This is a genomic window from Indolivaga capnocytophagoides (genome assembly GCF_036511535.1).
In the GTDB taxonomy this organism is placed as follows: domain Bacteria; phylum Bacteroidota; class Bacteroidia; order Bacteroidales; family Dysgonomonadaceae; genus Dysgonomonas_A; species Dysgonomonas_A capnocytophagoides.
In genome coordinates, this window is the sequence record NZ_AP028867.1 from 3,952,783 (window position 1) to 3,973,359 (window position 20,577).

At 39.4% G+C, this 20,577-nt stretch carries 15 protein-coding genes and 5 tRNA genes; 18 read left to right on the forward strand and 2 right to left on the reverse strand.

Translation table 11 applies throughout. From position 1 onward, the window contains the following. Positions 1-29 precede the first annotated feature (29 nt). The 14 genes from AABJ51_RS15895 to rpoC all read left to right on the forward strand — a co-directional run bounded on the left by AABJ51_RS15895 (position 30) and on the right by rpoC (position 13,109). Positions 30-103, forward strand: a tRNA-Thr gene (locus AABJ51_RS15895). Positions 104-145: 42 nt separating this feature from the next. Then, positions 146-228 (forward strand) — tRNA-Tyr (locus AABJ51_RS15900). Positions 229-234: 6 nt separating this feature from the next. Beyond that, a tRNA-Gly gene (locus AABJ51_RS15905) sits at positions 235-307 on the forward strand. A 6-nt stretch (positions 308-313) separates the two neighbouring features. After that, positions 314-385: transfer RNA gene (locus AABJ51_RS15910), tRNA-Thr, on the forward strand. A 116-nt stretch (positions 386-501) separates the two neighbouring features. Next, positions 502-1,689, forward strand: coding sequence for an elongation factor Tu (gene tuf, locus AABJ51_RS15915; protein ID WP_026626453.1), 1,188 nt, complete (start codon positions 502-504; stop codon positions 1,687-1,689). Between the two features lie 55 nt (positions 1,690-1,744). Then, positions 1,745-1,817, forward strand: a tRNA-Trp gene (locus tag AABJ51_RS15920). 17 nt (positions 1,818-1,834) lie between these two features. Further along, complete coding sequence (gene secE / locus AABJ51_RS19420) at positions 1,835-2,026, forward strand: preprotein translocase subunit SecE (protein ID WP_026626454.1); 192 nt, start codon at positions 1,835-1,837, stop codon at positions 2,024-2,026. 18 nt (positions 2,027-2,044) lie between these two features. Then, positions 2,045-2,590: a transcription termination/antitermination protein NusG gene (gene nusG / locus AABJ51_RS15925; RefSeq protein WP_026626455.1), complete on the forward strand. Its 546-nt coding sequence runs from the start codon at positions 2,045-2,047 to the stop codon at positions 2,588-2,590. A 75-nt stretch (positions 2,591-2,665) separates the two neighbouring features. After that, entirely contained in the window at positions 2,666-3,109 is a 444-nt protein-coding gene (rplK, locus tag AABJ51_RS15930) for a 50S ribosomal protein L11 (RefSeq protein WP_026626456.1), read from the forward strand. 17 nt (positions 3,110-3,126) lie between these two features. Then, positions 3,127-3,825 carry a 50S ribosomal protein L1 gene (rplA, locus tag AABJ51_RS15935; RefSeq protein WP_026626457.1) on the forward strand — a complete coding sequence of 233 codons (699 nt, stop codon included), beginning with the start codon at positions 3,127-3,129 and terminating at the stop codon, positions 3,823-3,825. 16 nt (positions 3,826-3,841) lie between these two features. Continuing rightward, complete coding sequence (rplJ, locus tag AABJ51_RS15940) at positions 3,842-4,354, forward strand: 50S ribosomal protein L10 (protein WP_026626458.1); 513 nt, start codon at positions 3,842-3,844, stop codon at positions 4,352-4,354. Positions 4,355-4,399: 45 nt separating this feature from the next. Further along, the gene (gene rplL, locus AABJ51_RS15945) at positions 4,400-4,774 is read left to right on the forward strand and encodes a 50S ribosomal protein L7/L12 (RefSeq protein WP_026626459.1); all 375 of its coding nucleotides are present in this window, start codon (positions 4,400-4,402) and stop codon (positions 4,772-4,774) included. Positions 4,775-4,882: 108 nt separating this feature from the next. Then, positions 4,883-8,695 carry a DNA-directed RNA polymerase subunit beta gene (rpoB, locus tag AABJ51_RS15950; RefSeq protein ID WP_026626460.1) on the forward strand — a complete coding sequence of 1,271 codons (3,813 nt, stop codon included), beginning with the start codon at positions 4,883-4,885 and terminating at the stop codon, positions 8,693-8,695. Positions 8,696-8,825: 130 nt separating this feature from the next. Further along, positions 8,826-13,109: a DNA-directed RNA polymerase subunit beta' gene (gene rpoC / locus AABJ51_RS15955; protein ID WP_026626461.1), complete on the forward strand. Its 4,284-nt coding sequence runs from the start codon at positions 8,826-8,828 to the stop codon at positions 13,107-13,109. Positions 13,110-13,523: 414 nt separating this feature from the next. Here the strand turns inward: rpoC and AABJ51_RS15960 are convergent, their stop codons facing one another. Both AABJ51_RS15960 and AABJ51_RS15965 read right to left on the reverse strand, forming a co-directional pair. Beyond that, on the reverse strand, positions 13,524-14,222 hold the full coding sequence (locus AABJ51_RS15960) for a response regulator transcription factor (RefSeq protein WP_026626463.1): 699 nt from the start codon (positions 14,220-14,222) through the stop codon (positions 13,524-13,526). Beyond that, positions 14,219-15,673, reverse strand: a complete 1,455-nt coding sequence (locus tag AABJ51_RS15965; protein ID WP_338373354.1) for a sensor histidine kinase — start codon at positions 15,671-15,673, stop codon at positions 14,219-14,221. Before AABJ51_RS15965 ends, AABJ51_RS15960 begins: the two co-directional genes overlap by 4 nt. Positions 15,674-15,912: 239 nt before the next feature. On the opposite strand from AABJ51_RS15965, the gene mnmE reads away from it, so the two are divergent. The 4 genes from mnmE (at position 15,913) to AABJ51_RS15985 (ending at position 20,577) form a co-directional block, all read left to right on the forward strand. Beyond that, positions 15,913-17,304, forward strand: coding sequence for a tRNA uridine-5-carboxymethylaminomethyl(34) synthesis GTPase MnmE (mnmE, locus tag AABJ51_RS15970; protein ID WP_338376013.1), 1,392 nt, complete (start codon positions 15,913-15,915; stop codon positions 17,302-17,304). Between the two features lie 256 nt (positions 17,305-17,560). Then, positions 17,561-18,487: a helix-turn-helix domain-containing protein gene (locus tag AABJ51_RS15975; RefSeq protein ID WP_338373355.1), complete on the forward strand. Its 927-nt coding sequence runs from the start codon at positions 17,561-17,563 to the stop codon at positions 18,485-18,487. Positions 18,488-18,489: 2 nt separating this feature from the next. Next, complete coding sequence (locus AABJ51_RS15980) at positions 18,490-19,590, forward strand: site-specific integrase (protein ID WP_434781371.1); 1,101 nt, start codon at positions 18,490-18,492, stop codon at positions 19,588-19,590. 6 nt (positions 19,591-19,596) lie between these two features. Next, positions 19,597-20,577 (forward strand): virulence RhuM family protein/type II toxin-antitoxin system death-on-curing family toxin, encoded by a 981-nt coding sequence (locus tag AABJ51_RS15985; RefSeq protein ID WP_338373356.1) that lies wholly within the window; start codon positions 19,597-19,599, stop codon positions 20,575-20,577.

Here is a 20,577-nt window from a genome sequence, read left to right on the forward strand (position 1 = left end):
TTCTCTGTAACAATGAAATATTGAAAGATGCCTCTTTAGCTCAGCTGGCCAGAGCACGTGATTTGTAATCTCGGGGTCGTTGGTTCGAATCCGACAAGAGGCTCAAAAAAATAAACAGATTAAAATCTGTTTGTAAAGAGAAAATGGGCAGTTACCAGAGTGGCCAAATGGGTCTGACTGTAACTCAGATAGCGTAAGCTTACGGTGGTTCGAATCCATCACTGCCCACTCTTTGCGGAAGTAGCTCAGTTGATAGAGCATCAGCCTTCCAAGCTGAGGGTCGCGGGTTTGAACCCCGTCTTCCGCTCTGTTCGCCAATGTAGCTCAGTGGTAGAGCACTTCCTTGGTAAGGAAGAGGTCACGGGTTCAAGTCCCGTCATGGGCTCAAAGATTGCCGATAAGCAATTTGCGTAGAGGCTAGAGTTTTTTTTGAGATGCAGTAGCATCCTGATAAACGGAAAAAATAAATAAGCAATCATTAATTAATAAGTACATTTTATTATGGCAAAAGAACATTTTAACCGGTCGAAACCACACGTAAATATCGGTACAATCGGTCACGTAGACCACGGTAAAACTACTCTTACTGCTGCCATCACAAAAGTATTGGCAGACGCAGGTCTTTCTGAAGCTAAATCTTTTGATCAAATCGATAACGCTCCTGAAGAAAAAGAACGTGGTATCACAATCAATACATCTCACGTAGAATATCAAACAGCTAACCGTCACTACGCTCACGTTGACTGTCCAGGTCACGCTGACTACGTAAAGAACATGGTTACTGGAGCAGCTCAAATGGACGGTGCTATCATCGTAGTTGCTGCAACTGATGGTCCTATGCCTCAAACTCGTGAGCACATCCTTCTAGCTCGTCAGGTAAACGTTCCTCGTCTAGTTGTTTTCATGAACAAATGCGATATCGTTGAAGACGAAGAAATGTTAGAACTAGTTGAATTGGAAATGAGAGAACTTCTTTCATTCTACGAATTCGACGGTGACAATACTCCAGTTATCCGTGGATCAGCTCTAGGAGCACTAAACGGTGTTGAACCTTGGGTTAGTCAGGTAATGGAACTTATGAATGCTGTTGATACATGGATTCCACTTCCTCCACGTGATGTTGATAAACCATTCCTTATGCCAGTTGAAGACGTATTCTCGATCACAGGTCGTGGTACAGTAGCAACAGGACGTATCGAAACTGGTATCATCAAAACAGGTGAAGAAGTTCAGATCATTGGTCTTGGATCAGAAGGTAAAAAATCAGTTGTTACAGGAGTTGAAATGTTCCGTAAGATTCTTGACGAAGGTCAAGCTGGTGACAACGTAGGTCTTCTACTTCGTGGTGTTGATAAAGAAGAAATCAAACGTGGTATGGTGATCACTCACCCAGGAAAAGTAACACCTCACACTAAATTCAAAGCTGAGGTTTATATCCTTAAGAAAGAAGAAGGTGGTCGTCACACTCCATTCCACAACAAATATCGTCCTCAGTTCTATATCCGTACATTGGACGTAACAGGTGAAATCTCTCTTCCAGAAGGAACAGATATGGTAATGCCTGGTGATAACTTGACAATTACTGTAGAACTTATCTATCCAGTAGCATGTAGCGTAGGTTTACGTTTCGCTATCCGTGAAGGTGGACGTACAGTAGGTGCTGGTCAGATCACAGAAATCGTAGAATAATTTTTATTATCTAAGATATAAAGCCTAGCCGGCTGAAATATTGCCGGCTTAATCTACGGGTTTAGCTCAGTTGGTAGAGCACTGGTCTCCAAAACCAGGTGTCGGGAGTTCGAGTCTCTCAACCCGTGCAAATCTCATTTGGATAATGAAAAAAATAATTCAATACATAAAAGATTCATATAACGAACTTGTACACAAGGTTTCTTGGCCTACCAGGGCCGAACTTACCAGTAGTGCGCTAGTTGTCATGGTTGCTTCCTTTATCATGGCATTAGTTGTGTTTGGTGTAGACTCGTTGTTTGAATGGGGCTTGAAGTATTTCTACGGCATTGTTTAATCTCCTCAATTTGTTAAAATGACTGAAATCGAAAAGAAATGGTACGTACTACGTGCTGTTAGTGGAAAAGAAAATAAGGTCAAAGAATATCTTGAGGCAGAGATGAAGAAGACCGAGTTAGGAAAATACATCTCTCAAGTTCTTATCCCTACCGAGAAAACTTATATCATGCGTAACGGAAAGAAGGTACTTAAAGAAAAAGCGTATCTTCCTGGTTATATTCTGATAGAAGCAGCTTTGGTCGGGGAAGTTGTGCACGAACTGCGCAACATTAATTATGTTGCAGGGTTTCTTCCCGATGCAGCCAATCCACAACCATTGCGACAATCTGAGGTTAACCGCATTTTGGGAACAATGGATGAGTTGGAAGAGCAGACAGAAGAAATGGATGTTCAGTACATTGTTGGTGAAACCGTAAAGGTAACCAACGGACCATTCAACGGATTCTCCGGTATTATCGAAGAGGTAAATGCCGAGAAAAAGAAACTCAAAGTGATGGTAAAGATATTCGGACGGAAAACTCCGCTCGAATTGAATTACATGCAAGTCGAAAAAGAACAATAAATATATTTGGTTACGCATAATTATTTATTGCTCTATCTACCAGTTTTAAACAAAAACTAAAAATTTAAAACAAAAATGGCTAAAGAAATTGCTGGACAATTGAAATTACAAATTAAAGGCGGTGCAGCAAATCCATCACCTCCCGTAGGACCTGCTTTAGGTTCTAAAGGGATCAATATTATGGATTTTTGCAAGCAATTTAATGCCAGAACTCAAGACAAAGCAGGAAAGATTCTTCCAGTAGTAATTACTTACTATGCAGATAAATCTTTTGACTTTATAATCAAAAACCCTCCTGTAGCAGTACAACTTCTTGAGATCACAAAGCTTAAAAGCGGATCTGCAGAGCCAAATCGTAAAAAAGTATCTGAAATAACTTGGGAACAAGTTCGCGTTATCGCAGAAGATAAAATGAACGATTTGAACTGTTTCACAGTCGAATCAGCAATGAAGATGGTTGCCGGAACAGCTCGTAGCATGGGGATCACAGTAAAAGGGGCTTTCCCAAATAATAATTAATTAACTTCAATTGAGAAATGGGTAAACTGACAAAAAATCAAAAGTTAGCTTTCAGCAAAATTGAAGCAGGGAAATCTTATTCACTGACAGACGCATCACAACTTGTAAAAGATATTACTTCTTCGAAATTTGATGCATCTGTAGACGTAGATGTACGTCTTGGTGTTGATCCTCGTAAAGCTAACCAAATGGTGAGAGGTGTAGTATCTCTGCCACACGGAACAGGAAAGCAAGTGAGAGTTCTTGTATTATGTGCACCTGACGCTGAAGCTGCAGCTAAAGAAGCTGGAGCAGACTACGTAGGTTTGGACGAATATATCGAAAAAATAAAAGGTGGTTGGACTGATATCGATGTGATCATCACACAACCTGCTATCATGGGTAAAATCGGTGCTTTGGGACGTGTTTTAGGACCTCGCGGTCTTATGCCTAACCCTAAAAGTGGTACTGTAACTGTTGATGTTGCTAAAGCCGTGACAGAAGTGAAATCTGGTAAAATCGACTTCAAAGTAGACAAAACAGGTATTATCCATGCATCTATCGGTAAAGTATCATTTTCTGCTGATCAGATCAAAGATAATGCGAAAGAATTTATCAATACGCTTATCAAATTGAAACCTTCTTCAGCAAAAGGTACCTATGTGAAGAGTGTATTTCTTTCAAGTACTATGAGTCCGGGTATTAAAATCGACCCTAAATCAGTAGACGAAAACTAATTAAAACTACGGAATTATGAGAAAGGAAGATAAAAGCACTATTATAAGTACTATCGCTGAAACGGTAAAAGAATATGATTTCTTCTACTTGACAGATGTTTCGACTCTTAATGCTGCTAAAACTAGCGAACTAAGAGCAGAATGCTACAAGAGCGATATTAAGCTGATGGTTGTAAAAAACACCTTGTTGCAAAAAGCATTAGAATCATTAGATACAGACTTTACAGAGTTGATCCCAACTCTTAAAGGAAATACTGCTATCATGTTTACTAATACTGCTAATGCACCTGCTAAATTATTAGATAAATATAGCAAAGAAGGTATTCCTGCATTGAAAGCTGCTTACGTACAAGAAAGCTTCTATATAGGAAAAGATAACTTGAAAGCATTAGTAAATATCAAGAGCAAAGAAGAACTTCTTGGAGATGTTATCGGATTGTTACAATCTCCTATCAAGAACGTTGTATCGGCTCTACAATCTGGTGGTAACACCATTCATGGAGTACTTGAGACTCTATCTAACAGATAATTTTTTAATAAAAGAAGTAATAACAATTTTAATACATACAAAAAAATGGCAGACGTAAAAGCTATTGCTGAACAACTAGTAAATTTGACAGTTAAAGAAGTTAGCGAACTTGCTGAAGTTCTTAAATCAGAATACGGAATCGAACCAGCTGCTGCTGCTGTAGCTGTTGCTGCTCCTGCTGCTGCCGGTGCTGCTGCAGAAGAAGAAAAAACATCTTTCGATGTTGTTCTTAAATCAGCAGGTGCTAACAAACTTCAAGTTGTAAAAGCTGTTAAAGAACTTACAGGTTTAGGTTTGAAAGAAGCTAAAGATATTGTAGATGCTGCACCATCTGACCTTAAGAAAGGCGTATCTAAAGACGAAGCTGAAGCATTGAAAAAACAATTGGAAGAAGCTGGAGCTGAAATTGAACTTAAATAAAACAAGAAAATCCTGTTTATCAGGATGTTGGTTGAGAACCTTCTAATAGGAGGAGGTTCTTGACCTTTTTGCGTCAAAAGTAATTAGTTCAAAAAAATAGAGTATTCCATGTCTTCACCAACAACAAATCAAAGAGTCAACTTTGCTTCAATAAAAAATCCGCTGCATTATCCAGATTTTCTTGAAGTACAATTAAAGTCGTTTAGAGACTTTTTACAGCTTGATACACCTCCTGAAAAGAGAAAGAAAGAAGGCTTATATAAAGTTTTTGCTGAGAATTTTCCGATCGCAGACACACGTAACAACTTTGTATTAGAGTTTTTGGACTACTACATCGACCCTCCTCGTTATACTATCGAAGAGTGTATCGAAAGAGGTCTTACTTACAGTGTGCCTCTCAAGGCAAAACTTAAACTGTACTGTACCGATCCCGATCACGAGGACTTCGATACAGTGATCCAGGATGTTTATCTTGGACTTATTCCATATATGACAGAGAAAGGTACATTTGTCATTAATGGGGCAGAACGCGTAGTGGTATCTCAGCTGCACCGTTCACCGGGTGTGTTCTTTGGACAAAGTGTACATGCCAACGGTAGCAAATTATATTCGGCACGTATCATCCCGTTCAAAGGATCGTGGATTGAGTTCGCTACGGATATAAACAATGTCATGTATGCATACATCGACAGAAAGAAGAAATTACCTGTAACAACATTGCTTAGAGCTATAGGCTTCGAAAGCGATAAAGACATACTTGAGATCTTTGATCTGGCTGAAGAGGTTAAAGTCAACAAGCAGAATCTGAAAAAAATCGAGGGACGCAGACTTGCAGCACGTATCCTTAAGACATGGATGGAAGATTTTGTTGACGAAGATACCGGTGAGGTAACTTCTATTGAACGTAATGAAGTAATAATCGAACGCGAAACAGTATTGGAGAAAGACCATGTCGATGCTATCATTGACTCTGGTGTAGGATCTGTACTATTACATAAAAGCTCGCAAAATGCTTCAGATTTTGCAATCATATATAATACCCTTCAAAAAGACCCCAGTAACTCAGAGATAGATGCGGTTCGCCACATCTACCGTCAGTTGCGTAGTGCAGAACCTGCCGATGATACAAGCGCACGCGAGGTTATCAACAGTTTGTTCTTCTCTGAAAAACGTTACGACCTGGGTGAAGTAGGACGTTTTAGAATCAATAAAAAACTAGGTCTGCACACTAGTGATGATACTCGTGTATTGACCAAAGAAGATATTATCGAAATCATCAAATATCTGATCGAGCTTATAAACTCGAAAACGATTGTTGATGATATCGACCACTTGAGTAACAGACGTGTACGTACTGTCGGCGAACAGCTTTACAACCAATTCGGTGTAGGTTTGAACCGTATGGCACGTATTATCCGTGAGCGTATGAACGTTCGTGACAATGAGGTGTTTACGCCTATTGACTTGATCAATGCGAAGACAATATCATCTGTTGTGAATACTTTCTTCGGAACAAATGCTCTGTCTCAGTTCATGGATCAAACCAATCCTTTGGCCGAGATTACTCACAAGCGCCGTATGTCTGCTCTTGGACCTGGTGGTCTTTCTCGTGAAAGAGCTGGTTTCGAGGTGCGTGACGTACACTATACTCACTACGGACGTTTATGTCCGATTGAGACACCCGAAGGTCCGAATATCGGTCTGATATCTTCACTTTGTGTATATGCAAAAATAAACGATCTTGGATTTATCGAAACTCCATATCGTAAAGTAACAGAAAGCAAAGTAGATTTGTCGGAAAACGGTATCATATATCTGGCAGCCGAAGAAGAAGAAGATAAAATCATAGCTCAGGGTAATGCACCTCTGAACGATGACGGATCATTCATTAACACTCGTGTTAAAGCTCGTCAGGATGCCGACTATCCGGTAGTAGGTCCCGAAGAGCTCGAATTGATGGACGTATCTCCAACACAGATTGCATCTATTGCAGCTTCATTAATTCCTTTCTTGGAACATGATGATGCTAACCGTGCATTGATGGGATCTAATATGATGCGCCAGGCAGTTCCGTTGATGCGTACTGAGTCTCCTATCGTGGGTACAGGTATCGAAGGACAATTGATTCAGGACTCACGCACACAAATCGTGGCGGAAGGTGCAGGAGAAATTGTTTATGTCGATGCCAGCACCATTAAGATTAAATATGACCGTACTGATGACGAAGAATTTGTAAGCTTCGACAGTGCGATTAAAACATATAACATCCCTAAATTCAGAAAGACTAACCAGAATACTACTATCGACTTGCGTCCTACTTGTAAGAAAGGCGCACGTGTAGTTGAAGGTGAAATTCTGACTGAAGGTTATTCTACAGAAGCTGGTGAATTGGCAATCGGTAAAAACCTGAAAGTTGCCTTCATGCCATGGAAAGGATATAACTATGAGGATGCGATTGTATTGAATGAACGAGTAGTTCGTGAAGACATGTTGACTTCTGTTCACGTAGAAGAGTTCTCTCTTGATGTACGTGATACTAAACGTGGGGTAGAAGAGCTGACTTCTGATATTCCTAACGTTAGTGAAGAAGCCACAAAAGACCTTGACGAAAGAGGTATCGTACGTATCGGAGCACGTGTTGGTCCCGGCGATATTCTTATCGGAAAGATCACTCCGAAAGGAGAATCGGATCCTTCACCCGAAGAAAAACTGCTTCGTGCTATCTTTGGTGACAAAGCCGGCGATGTGAAAGACGCTTCATTGAAAGCTTCTCCATCATTGAAAGGAGTTGTTATCGGCACTAACTTATTCTCTAAAGCAGCTAAGAAAGGTAAAACTAAACTTTCGAGCAAAGCTTTATTGCCTAAGTTGGATGAAGAGTACGAAGAAAAAATGGCTAAACTAAAACATACTTTAGTTGAAAAGCTATTGGTACTTACTGATGGAAAGCCATCACAAGGTGTAAAAGACTATTTAAATACGGATGTAATAGCTAAAGGTGCTAAATTTACAAAATCGGCACTTGACAGCATCGATTTCGAATCTATTCAGGTTAGTAAGTGGACATCTGATGACCACAAAAATGATTTGATCAGAGATGTTATCGTTAATTACCTTCGTAAATATAAAGAGCTGGATGCAGAATTGAAACGTAAACGTTTTGATTTGACTATCGGTGATGAATTACCTTCAGGTATTGTTCAGATAGCTAAAGTGTATGTAGCTAAAAAACGTAAGATCCAGGTAGGGGATAAGATGGCAGGACGTCACGGTAACAAAGGTATCGTGTCTCGTATCGTTCGTCAGGAAGATATGCCGTTCTTACCCGATGGAACTCCTGTTGATATTGTATTGAATCCGCTGGGTGTGCCTTCTCGTATGAACTTGGGGCAGATTTTCGAAACTGTTCTTGGTTGGGCAGGACGTGAGCTTGGTGTGAAATTCGCTACTCCTATTTTCGACGGAGCCAGTCTTGATGATCTGAACTCATGGACAGACAAAGCAGGTGTACCTCGTTACGGAAAAGCTTATCTGTGTGATGGTGGAACCGGTGTTCAATTTGACCAGCCTGCAACAGTAGGTATCATCTATATGTTGAAACTGGGTCACATGGTTGAAGATAAAATGCACGCGCGTTCTATCGGGCCATATTCACTTATCACTCAACAACCTCTTGGAGGTAAGGCTCAGTTCGGGGGACAACGTTTCGGAGAGATGGAGGTTTGGGCACTTGAAGCATTCGGTGCAGCACACATCTTGCAAGAAATTCTGACTATCAAATCCGATGATGTGATGGGTCGTTCTAAAGCTTACGAAGCGATAGTGAAGGGTGAACCAATGCCACAAGCCGGTATCCCGGAATCATTGAATGTATTGCTGCATGAGATGAAAGGTTTGGGACTAAGTGTTACACTCGACTAAAATAATGAGAAAATGAGGTAATGTGCCAATCGTTTTACTGACATTGGCATATTATCACATTCAAAATATTCAGTTATTATCTCATTATCATATTGATAAATTACAATAACTCTTTATATAAAGAAAACATATGGCTTTTAGAAAAGATAGTAAAGTAAAGAGTAGCTTTTCAAAAATCACTGTAAGTCTGGCTTCTCCTGAAGAAATTCTCGAAAGCTCGAGCGGTGAAGTTTTGAAACCCGAAACTATCAACTACCGTACATACAAACCAGAACGTGATGGTCTTTTCTGTGAACGCATTTTTGGTCCGGTAAAGGACTACGAATGTCATTGCGGTAAATACAAAAGAATCCGTTACAAAGGTATTGTCTGCGACCGATGCGGTGTGGAAGTTACCGAAAAGAAAGTAAGACGTGAACGTACAGGACACATCCACTTGGTAGTGCCTGTTGCTCATATCTGGTATTTCCGTTCTCTACCAAACAAAATGGGTTATCTGTTGGGAATACCAACCAAAAAGCTTGATACTATTATTTATTACGAACGCTATGTTGTAATACAAGCCGGTATCAAAGAAGAAGATGGTATTGCTTACAAAGACCTGTTGACAGAAGAAGAATATCTGAATATTTTAGATACACTCCCAAAAGAAAATCAACTGTTGGACGATAGCGATCCTAACAAGTTTATCGCTAAAATGGGAGCAGAAGCTGTGTATGACCTTCTTTCAAGATTGAATCTTGATTCATTGGCCAACACTCTTCGTCACAGAGCAAGTACAGATACTTCGCAACAACGTAAAAACGAAGCGTTGAAACAACTTCAGGTTGTGGAAGCATTCCGTGGATCGAAAGGCAAAAACCGTCCTGAATGGATGATCGTGAAAATCGTACCTGTGATTCCACCCGAACTTCGTCCGCTTGTACCTCTTGACGGAGGTCGTTTCGCTACATCTGACTTAAATGACCTGTATCGTCGTGTTATCATTCGTAATAACCGTTTGAAACGTTTGATCGATATTAAGGCTCCGGATGTAATCTTGCGTAACGAAAAGCGTATGTTGCAGGAAGCTGTAGACTCTTTGTTCGATAACTCTCGTAAATCGAGTGCGATCAAAACAGAATCTAATCGTCCGCTTAAATCTTTGTCTGATAGCTTGAAGGGTAAACAAGGACGTTTCCGTCAAAACCTTTTGGGTAAACGTGTCGACTATTCGGCTCGTTCGGTAATTGTCGTTGGTCCTGAGTTGAAGATGCACGAATGTGGTATCCCTAAAGATATGGCAGCTGAGCTGTTCAAACCATTCGTTATCCGTAAACTGATCGAACGAGGTATCGTTAAGACTGTTAAATCGGCTAAAAAGATTGTAGACCGCAAAGAACCGGTTGTATGGGATATCCTTGAGTATGTAATGAAAGGACACCCTGTATTGCTCAACCGTGCCCCGACTCTTCACCGTTTAGGTATTCAGGCATTTCAGCCTAAGATGATCGAGGGTAAAGCTATCCAGTTGCACCCGCTTGCTTGTACGGCGTTCAATGCCGACTTCGACGGTGACCAGATGGCGGTTCACTTACCTCTTGGCAACGAGGCTATCCTCGAAGCTCAGATGTTGATGCTTGGTTCACATAATATCCTTAACCCTGCCAACGGTGCGCCTATTACCGTTCCTTCTCAGGACATGGTACTTGGTCTGTATTATATTACAAAAATACGTCCCGGAGCATTAGGTGAAGGTCTTACATTCTACGGACCCGAAGAAGCCATTATCGCATATAATGAAAAGAAAGTGGATATCCACGCTCTTATAAAAGTATATGTTCGTGACTTGGACGAAAACGGAAATGTAGCAACTATCATGCGTGAAACATCGGTAGGACGTGTAATCGTTAACGAACATACACCTATCGAAGTAGGATTTATCAATGAAGTGCTTTCTAAGAAATCGCTTCGTGATATTATCGGTAACGTAATCAAACTGGCAGGGGTTGCTAAAACAGCCGCTTTCCTTGACGACATCAAAAACTTGGGTTACCGTATGGCATTCCAGGGAGGTTTGTCGTTCAACCTTGAAGACGTTATTATTCCTGCAGAAAAAGAAACTCTGGTACAACAGGGTTATGATGAAGTTGAACAGATTATGGGTAACTATAATATGGGATTCATCACTTATAACGAACGTTATAACCAGATTATCGATACATGGACTCACGTCAACTCTAAGTTGTCAAACATCTTGATGAAACAACTATCGGAAGACAACAAAGGGTTCAACTCTGTATATATGATGCTTGACTCCGGAGCCCGTGGTTCGAAAGAACAGATCCGTCAGTTGTCAGGTATGCGTGGTTTGATGGCTAAACCTCAGAAGAGTGGGGCAGAAGGTGCACAGATTATCGAAAACCCGATCCTTTCGAACTTTAAGGAAGGTCTTTCGGTGTTGGAGTACTTTATCTCTACCCACGGTGCTCGTAAAGGTCTTGCCGATACCGCTTTGAAAACAGCCGATGCGGGATATCTTACCCGTCGTCTTGTTGACGTATCTCAAGATGTGATCATCAACGAAGAAGACTGTGGTACATTGCGCGGACTTGTTTGTACAGAACTTAAAAATAACGAAGAAGTTATCGCTTCTCTTTACGAACGTATCCTGGGTCGTGTTTCAGTACACGATATTCAACATCCGTTGACAGGAGAAATTATCGTGGAAGCAGGTGAGCAGATAACAGAAGATACAGCGGCTATTATTCAGGAATCGCCAATCGAACGTGTCGAAATCCGTTCTGTTCTTACTTGTGAATCTAAGAAAGGTGTTTGTGCCAAGTGTTACGGACGTAACCTTGCTACCGGACGTATGGTTCAAAAAGGAGAGGCAGTTGGAGTTATCGCTGCACAGTCTATCGGTGAGCCTGGTACACAGCTTACACTTCGTACATTCCACGTCGGTGGTATCGCTTCGAACATCGCTACAGAAAACAGTGTGATTACTAAATACGATGGTATTCTTGAATTAGATGACCTTCGTGTAGTTGAAACTGTTGATGATGCAGGAAAGAAAATACAGGTGGTTGTAAGCCGTCTTGTTGAACTTCGTATCGTAGATCCTAACACTAAGATTGTATTGCTTACTCACAATATTCCTTACGGTTCTAAGCTTTACTTCAAAGATGGAGCAGCTGTGAAGAAAGGTGATGTTATCTGTGAATGGGACCCATTTAATGCGGTTATCATTACAGAAGCAACAGGTAAGATCCAATTCGAGAATGTTATAGAAAACGTTACTTATAAAGTTGAGTCGGACGAACAAACCGGATTGAAAGAAAAGATCATTATCGAATCTCGTGATAAGACTAAAGCTCCCGAGGCTCATATCTTGGACGATAAAGGCAACATCCTTAAAACATACAGTTTACCGTTGGGTGCGCACGTTATCAAAGAAGATAAGGATATGATCAAAGCCGGAGATGTTCTTGTTAAGATTCCTCGTGCGGTAGGTAAAGCGGGTGATATCACCGGAGGTCTTCCTCGTGTGACTGAGTTGTTTGAAGCTCGTAACCCATCTAACCCTGCTGTAGTATCTGAAATAGACGGTGAGGTATCGTTCGGTAAGATCAAACGTGGTAACAGAGAGGTTATTGTTACATCCAAATTGGGTGAAACCAAGAAATATCTTGTTCCGCTTTCGAAACAAATCCTTGTACAGGAAAATGACTTTATCCGTGCCGGTATGCCATTGTCAGACGGTGCTACTACTCCTTCGGATATCCTTGCTATTAAAGGACCGACAGAAGTACAGGAATATATCGTGAATGAAGTACAGGATGTTTACCGTCTGCAAGGTGTGAAAATCAACGACAAGCACTTCGAAGTTATCGTTCGTCAAATGATGCGTAAAGTAGAGGTGGTTGATCCGGGAGATACTCGTTTCCTTGAACAACAGGTAGTTGACAAACACGATGTGATGGAAGAAAACGACCGTATCTGGGGTAAAAAAGTGGTTGTAGATGCAGGAGACTCTTCTACATTCGAACCCGGACAGATTGTTACTGCACGTAAACTTCGTGACGAAAACTCTATGTTGAAACGCCGGGACCTTCGTACAGTTGAAGTTCGTGATGCAATTCCTGCAACAGCGAACCAGATCTTACAAGGTATTACACGTGCTGCACTTCAAACTACCAGCTTTATGTCAGCTGCATCGTTCCAGGAAACTACGAAAGTGTTGAATGACGCTGCTATCAATGCGAAAGTTGACAGACTTGAAGGTTTGAAAGAAAACGTAATCTGCGGACACTTGATTCCTGCCGGAACAGGTCAGAGAGAATTCGAAAAACTCGTTGTGGGTACTAAGGAAGATTTCGACCGTGTGATGGCTAACCGCAAAACGGTAGTCGATTTCGACAAAGTTGAGTAATATCTCAGAAAATCAAAATATTGTAAAGAGCAGTTCGGTTTCCCGGACTGCTCTTTTTATTATTCAAAATGTCAAAGATCAGAAGCAGGGTCTCTTTCCGTACATTCATCCGATTGATACATCATGTTATATTGCCGGCCTGTTCACTCAGATTTCCACCGGAGGTCAACGTTGTATGTCCTCAGAAGTTTTCCGGGGTTATTTGATTGCGCTTATCTGATAGCCGGATGTATCTGCTTTCTGAGGTATAGATAAAATTATTTCTAAATTGAGGGCTGTTTTCTTTAGTTATAGTTATTATTTATATCTTGTCTATATCTATATCTTATGATGTTGCGGCTTTTTTGCTGGTAAAGGGGTGCTAAAAGGTAGTGGAAAAGGTATGGGAAAACTATGTTATTTGATACCCTTTTTCTATTCGACAATGAGTTTGTATCCGATTCCTCGCACATTAACAATGCGTATACGGTTGTCCAGAGACAATTTGTGTCTTAGTTTTGTGATAAATACATGCAGGCTTTTGGTATTGAAGAAGCTGTCATCGCCCCAAAGTTCGAGTAGGATGTTTTGAGTGTTTACTACATCATTTATGTTGCTGCATAGTCGTTTAAGGATTTCGGACTCTCGATGCGATAATTCCTGTTCTTTTCCTTCACATATCAACTTTTGCGTGATAGAGTCAAAAGTATAATTACCAATATCGAATGTTTCTTTTTCTTTTTCGCTTTGTTCGATATATGCTCTGTTGACCAGCACTTTGATGCGGATAATGAGTTCCTGCATATTGAATGGTTTCTTGAGATAATCACTTGCTCCGAGTTCAAAGCCCGATACCACATCTTTTATTGCCGATCGGGCAGTCAGAAAGAGGATAGGAGTTGTTTTATCGGTTTTACGTATTTTGCTGACCATTTCGAATCCGTCCATTTCGGGCATCATTACATCAGCAACCAAAATGTCTGGTTTGGTGTTGAAGAATAACTCTAGTCCTTTTTTGCCAGTCTCTGCCTGAATGACGTCGAAGCCTTCTTCATCAAGAGTGTCTTTGATAATCATCGACAGTGTAAGCTCGTCTTCTACCAATAATACTTTTATATTTTTATTTGTTTTCATAGTTGTGTCGGTATTATTATCGTGAATGTTGAACCTGCTCCCGGAGTGCTTTCTACCGAGATTGTTCCATGATGTTTTTCGACCATTGTTTTTACGTAGAAAAGCCCCAGTCCATATCCTTTGACAGTATATTGATTGCCTGATGTTACCCTGTAAAACTTCTCGAATATATATTTTTGCTTTTCGGGAACAATGCCCATACCATTGTCTGAAATGGAAAGAATACAGTTTCGATTGTTTTCCTTTGCTGTAATTGTGATATCGACTTTGCCATCGGAATATTTTATTGCATTGTCTATCAGGTTACTCATTATATTGTTGATATGGGTGCGGTCGGCATGGATACTCAAATTTCCGTGAGATATGTTTACTGCAAAATTTACCTCTTTTCCGGCTTTTAGTTTGTGTTGTTCGATAAGTACTTGTATAAGAGGTTCGAGCTGTATATCTTCTTTGTTAAGGACAAATGTTTTACGCCGTTCCATACTCATGGATAATATTTGTTCGACCAATGCACTGAGCTCGCTTAATTGATCTTTGCAAATGGTCAGATAACGGGTTCTTTTTTCTTTGTCGTCTCCTTGTTTAAAATTGAGCAGGGCATCTGCTGCTGAATAAGCGACTGCTATGGGGGTTTTCAGCTCATGTGTCATATTATTGGTAAAGTCGTCTTTCATTTCTTCGAGGGTACGTTGCTGAATGACTGTTCGTATCAGATACCAGAAAGCAAAACACAGAATAAGAATAATCAAGAGGGTTGTACCGAGTATTCCCGACATTTGTATCAGTATGGTCTTTGTCAGAGGTTCTATGTGGATGCGGTATGCTGTATTATTTTCCGTGTCAAATTTGAAGTCGTAAAATTCGGATCGTGCTAAAGCTGCAGGGATATTGACTAAACGGTGTTTTATGCTGTCTGTATTTAGGTCAATGATTTCTATACTGTATATATCGGATCTTATCCCCTTGGCGTTGAAATTATATACAAGTATACTGTCTATCTTATTGAGGTTGACAGGTACAACTGTATCTATTGCCTGATGGATGGCTTCGGTGAAAGAAAATGCGATTTTCTGCAATTGCTGGATTGTTAGGGCATTATTACCTTCCTCCTTCGTAATGGTAGTTGTGGTATCATTTTGTTGGTTGACAACTTTTTTTGTCTTTTTTATGCCTTTTTTCTCGGTATTCTTTTTCGTATTGTCATCATCATCGTCTGAAAGAGTTTGTGTTATAGTAATTGTCTTTCCTTCTTTGGGTTTATTATCAAGGCTGTCCATCCGAAACTGAATTTCCTCCAGGTTGGCTGTATTAATACATTCGCTGACAGTTTGCTCAGTCTCGGATTTTATTGTATGATATAAACCTCTGAGCCAATAAAGCTGCCATATGAAAACAATTGAGAGACATACTATAATTCCGAGAACAACATATTTGAAATTCCGATTCATATTTTTGAATATTACTGAAAACAAATGTATACATATTTAGGATTCATTCCGTTAAGTGTTAAGACTAAATAAGACTTTTGTCAAATTAGCAAATATCTAAATGAGGTAAAAAACAAATAGTCTGTCTTGTTTACTCGAAGTACTTGCGTAATGGTAAGTGTACTTGCCTTATATCGGAAATAATAGTAACTTTGAATAAGGTCTTGTACCTTTTTATCATTTAAAATATCTGAATTATGATGCTACAATCAGACATTATCGCAGCTATATCTACTCCGGCAGGTATCGGGGGGATAGCCGTTGTCCGTTTATCTGGAAAAGGTTGTATTGGATTGGTCGACAGAGTCTTCAAATCGCCTTCGGGTAAAAAACTTGCCGGCTGTAAAGCCAATACCATACATTTTGGGGCGATAATGAAAGATGATGCAGTTTTCGACGAAGTGCTGGCTAGTGTTTTTCATAGTCCCAATTCGTTTACCGGGCAGGAAAGTGTTGAGATATCGTGTCATGGATCGATATATATACAGCAGGGTATTTTGCAATTACTGCTCGATAATGGAGCCCGGTTGGCTACAGCCGGAGAGTTTACCCAGCGTGCTTTTATGAATGGGAAAATGGACTTGTCTCAGGCTGAATCCGTAGCGGATTTGATTGCTTCGTCTTCTGCAGCAACACATCGTCTGGCTATGAATCAGATGCGTGGAGGGTTCAGCACTAAGTTGATAGAGTTGCGTACAAATCTACTGAACTTTGCATCTCTGATCGAACTTGAATTGGACTTCTCGGAAGAAGATGTCGAGTTTGCGAATCGTGATAATCTGAAGCAAGCTGCACAAAATATACATATACATATTCAAAAGCTGGCAGATTCGTTTGCTCTTGGTAATGTGGTGAAAACGGGTATTCCGGTAGCTATTATCGGAGAAACAAATGCGGGTAAATCTACTCTTCTCAATCTTCTGTTGAGAGAAGAAAAAGCCATTGTATCGGATGTTCATGGAACCACACGTGATGTTATAGAGGATACTATTACGATAGATGGTTTGATGTTCAGATTGATAGATACGGCAGGAATCCGTGATACGGATGATGTTGTGGAAAGTCTGGGAATAGAACGTACTTTCAAAAAATTAGAGCAGGCTTCTATCGTACTTTGGGTCGTGGATGCCGAAACCGAAGATGATCATGCTTTGGAATTATCGAAGAAGATACTGCCGATGATCGAGGGTAAGAAACTAATCTTGGTTTTTAATAAGGTTGATATTATTCCTGCAGCACGGAAAGAAAGTAAGGAGTTGTTGTTGGAAAAGGAGATTCCCGACCGTATATTTATTTCTGCTAAATACCAGCAAGGTACAGATGAGCTGCAAAAACAGTTGGTAGATGCTGCTAATATTCCTGAATTTGGAGAACAGGATGTGATTGTCACCAATATGCGGCATTATGAGGCTTTGCGAAAAGCTCAGGAGGCTATAGAACGTGTTTCATCGGGATTGGAGTCGGGATTATCATCTGATTTTCTTGCTCAAGATATTCGTGAGTGTATGCATTATTTAGGCGAAATAACAGGTCAAATTTCTACAGATGAAATATTGGGTAATATTTTTAGTAAATTCTGTATCGGCAAATGATAACTAATCATAATTAATAGATAATAATTATAACCAACCATTAAGTCGCTATAAAATAGCGACTTTTTCTTTTCTATTTTTATATTTGAATATTGATAATAATGGATTCTATGACAGTCTTTCTGTCGTAATTGTACCGTTTCTATAAAAATATAAAACAGGCATAATTTTTGTTCATAGACGATATACGATTGCAACACTGTGCAACACCATGCAACATGGTGCAACAAAAACAGGGAGAAATAAAGGAGAAATTATGAGTAGTAAAATGCAAATAAAGAAGAACTGTGAGTGCTGTGGAAAAACTTTCACTGCACAAAAAACGACTACACGTTATTGTTCGCATAAGTGCAACTCCAAAGCATACAAGCAAGGTCAGAGACAGTTCAAAATGGTAGGAATAAATTATTCTACCATGCAGGAGATAGAAAAGATAAGTGACAAATACGATAAAATAAAAGATAAGGAATATCTCTCGGTATCAGAGACCGCTTTTCTTCTTGGTGTTGAGCGAACAACTGTTTACCGTTATTTGCACAGAGGCAATCTTAAAGCTGTACAGATGGATGGTAAAACATTTATTCGTAAAGCGGACATAGATAATATGTTTGACAATGTTGAGGAGTATGAATATAGAGCCAAGCCAAGTAAAGAGCCAAAACCATTAACTGAATTATATACAGTAGCCGAGATTAAAGAAAAATTCAATATCAAAGAATCATGGCTCTATAAAATTGCCAGAGAAAACAGTATCCCTAAAACATTGATCCGAGGTAAATCATATTTCAGTAAAGAGCATATCGATAAATATTTTGAAAAGAAAGGCTTTAACGAAAGTCAGAATATAAAAGAATGGTATTCAGTAGAAGACATCCAAGAGAAATACAATTTATCTACGGCAGCCATATATAGTTTTGTATCTGAGCAAAATATCCCACGAAAGAAAGACGGCCGCAAAGTGCTATACTCTAAGAAAGACTTTGATATAGCCAAAGGTTATGAGCAGTCTCAAGATGCCGAATATTATACGACAGAAGAAGCCATGCAAAAATTTAACCTCACTCGTGACGCTTTATATCACTATGTGAAGTATCATAATATACCAAAGATAAAAGAAGGTAGATATGTGAAAATATCAAAGCCCGACTTAGATAAGTTATTCAACCCTCAAATAATCTTATAACTATGGGAATAAGTAAAGTAGCACTTCGACGACGACCTATAACAGGAGCTAGAGAGAGTCTTTATCTGGATTTTTATCCTGCTATTCGTGATCCGTATTCAATGAAAATGATACGGCGTGAGTATTTAGGTATTTATATCTATGCCAAACCTAGAAACGAAATTGAAAAGGAGTACAATAATGAAATGCTGATGAAAGCTGAAGTTATCCGCAGCATGAGAGTACAAGCTATTATCAATGAGGAATACGGTTTTCTGGATAAGAATAAAAAGAAAGCTGACTTTCTAGCTTATTACAAACTGAAAGCCGAAAAGAAAGACCAGAAGTGGATGAAAGTATATCAGCACTTTTCCAATTTTGTCAAAGGTAAATGCACCTTTGGAGATGTGAACGTAGACTTATGCAACCGCTTTAGGGATTATCTGATGGATGCAAAGCAATTGAAACATAAAGATCTTCGTATATCTCAAAACTCAGCATCAGGGTATTTCTCTACATTCAGAGCCTTATTGAAGATTGCATATAAAGAAAAATTCTTCAGAGAGAATCTCAATGAATATCTGGACTCAATCGATACCACAGATGTAAAGAAAGAATATCTGACTTTGGACGAATTAAAGACTTTAGCCAATACACCTTGCGACTTCCCTGTGTTGAAATCAGCATCTATCTTCTCGTGTTTCACTGGCTTACGGATAAGTGATGTTCTGAAATTGGATTGGAAAGAAATACTTCCTGCCTCTGATGGAGGTTATTGTATGAGACTAAGAACCGAGAAGACAGAAACAGAAACTACCTTACCCATTAGTGATGAAGCATTGGAACTCTGTGGAGAAAGAGGCAAAGGTAAAGTCTTCAAAGGATTGACAAAGACTATGACTCAACAATCGCTGAAAGATTGGGTAGCTAGTGCGGGGATAACAAAGCATATCACATTCCATTGCTTTCGACATACTTTTGCTACCTTGCAGGTTGCTTTAGGCACTGATATCTATACTGTAAGTAAAATGCTTACGCATAAAAATGTTTCTACAACTCAGATCTATGCTGATCTGGTAAATGCCAAGAAAAGGGAGTCTGCTAATAAGATAAGCTTAAAATGAAATACGATGAATAAAGGAGAAGTTATAATATATCAAACACCTGATGGTAATACCCAATTAGATGTAAAGCTCGACAATGAAAATGTGTGGATCAATCGACAACAAATGTCTGAGTTATTTGACAGGGATATAAAAACAATTGGTAAACATATTAACAATGCATTAAAGGAGGAACTAAACAATATTCCAACTGTCGCAAATTTTGCGACAGTTCAATCAGAAGGAAATAGAAAGGTTGAAAGAAATATTGACTATTACAACCTAGATATGATTATATCAGTAGGTTACAGAGTAAAATCGAATAGAGGTATTCAATTCCGTATTTGGGCGAATAGTATTCTGAAAGAATATCTAATCAAAGGTTATGCTATTAATCAAAATGCAAAGACGGAGCAATTGGAAAATTTAAAGAAAACAGTCAAACTGCTTTCCAATGTAATAAATGCCAAGACTCTGTCGGCTGATGAAGCAACTGGACTATTACGTGTGATAACAGATTACACTTATGCTCTTGACACTTTAGATAGATACGATTATCAGAAACTTGAAATCGAAAGGACTACTACGGAAGAACCTTTTAAAGCTAACTATGACAATGCTATGGAAGCTATTTATGTGTTGAGAGATAAATTTGGGAGTGGAGGTTTGTTCGGTAATGAGAAAGACCAATCATTCAAAAGTTCGATTAGCACTATTTACCAAACTTTTGGAGGAGAGGAATTATACCCTAGCATAGAAGAAAAAGCAGCGATGCTACTGTATTTGGTGACTAAAAACCATTCGTTCAGTGATGGAAACAAACGTATCGCTGCGTTTCTCTTTCTTTGGTTTTTGGAGCAGAATGGCATTTTATATAGAAGCGATAGTACTAGACTTATCGAGAATAATACATTGGTTGCACTCACATTGATGATTGCCGAAAGCCGTACTGAAGAAAAAGATATTATGGTAAAAGTTGTTGTTAATCTGATAAATAAGAATAACTAA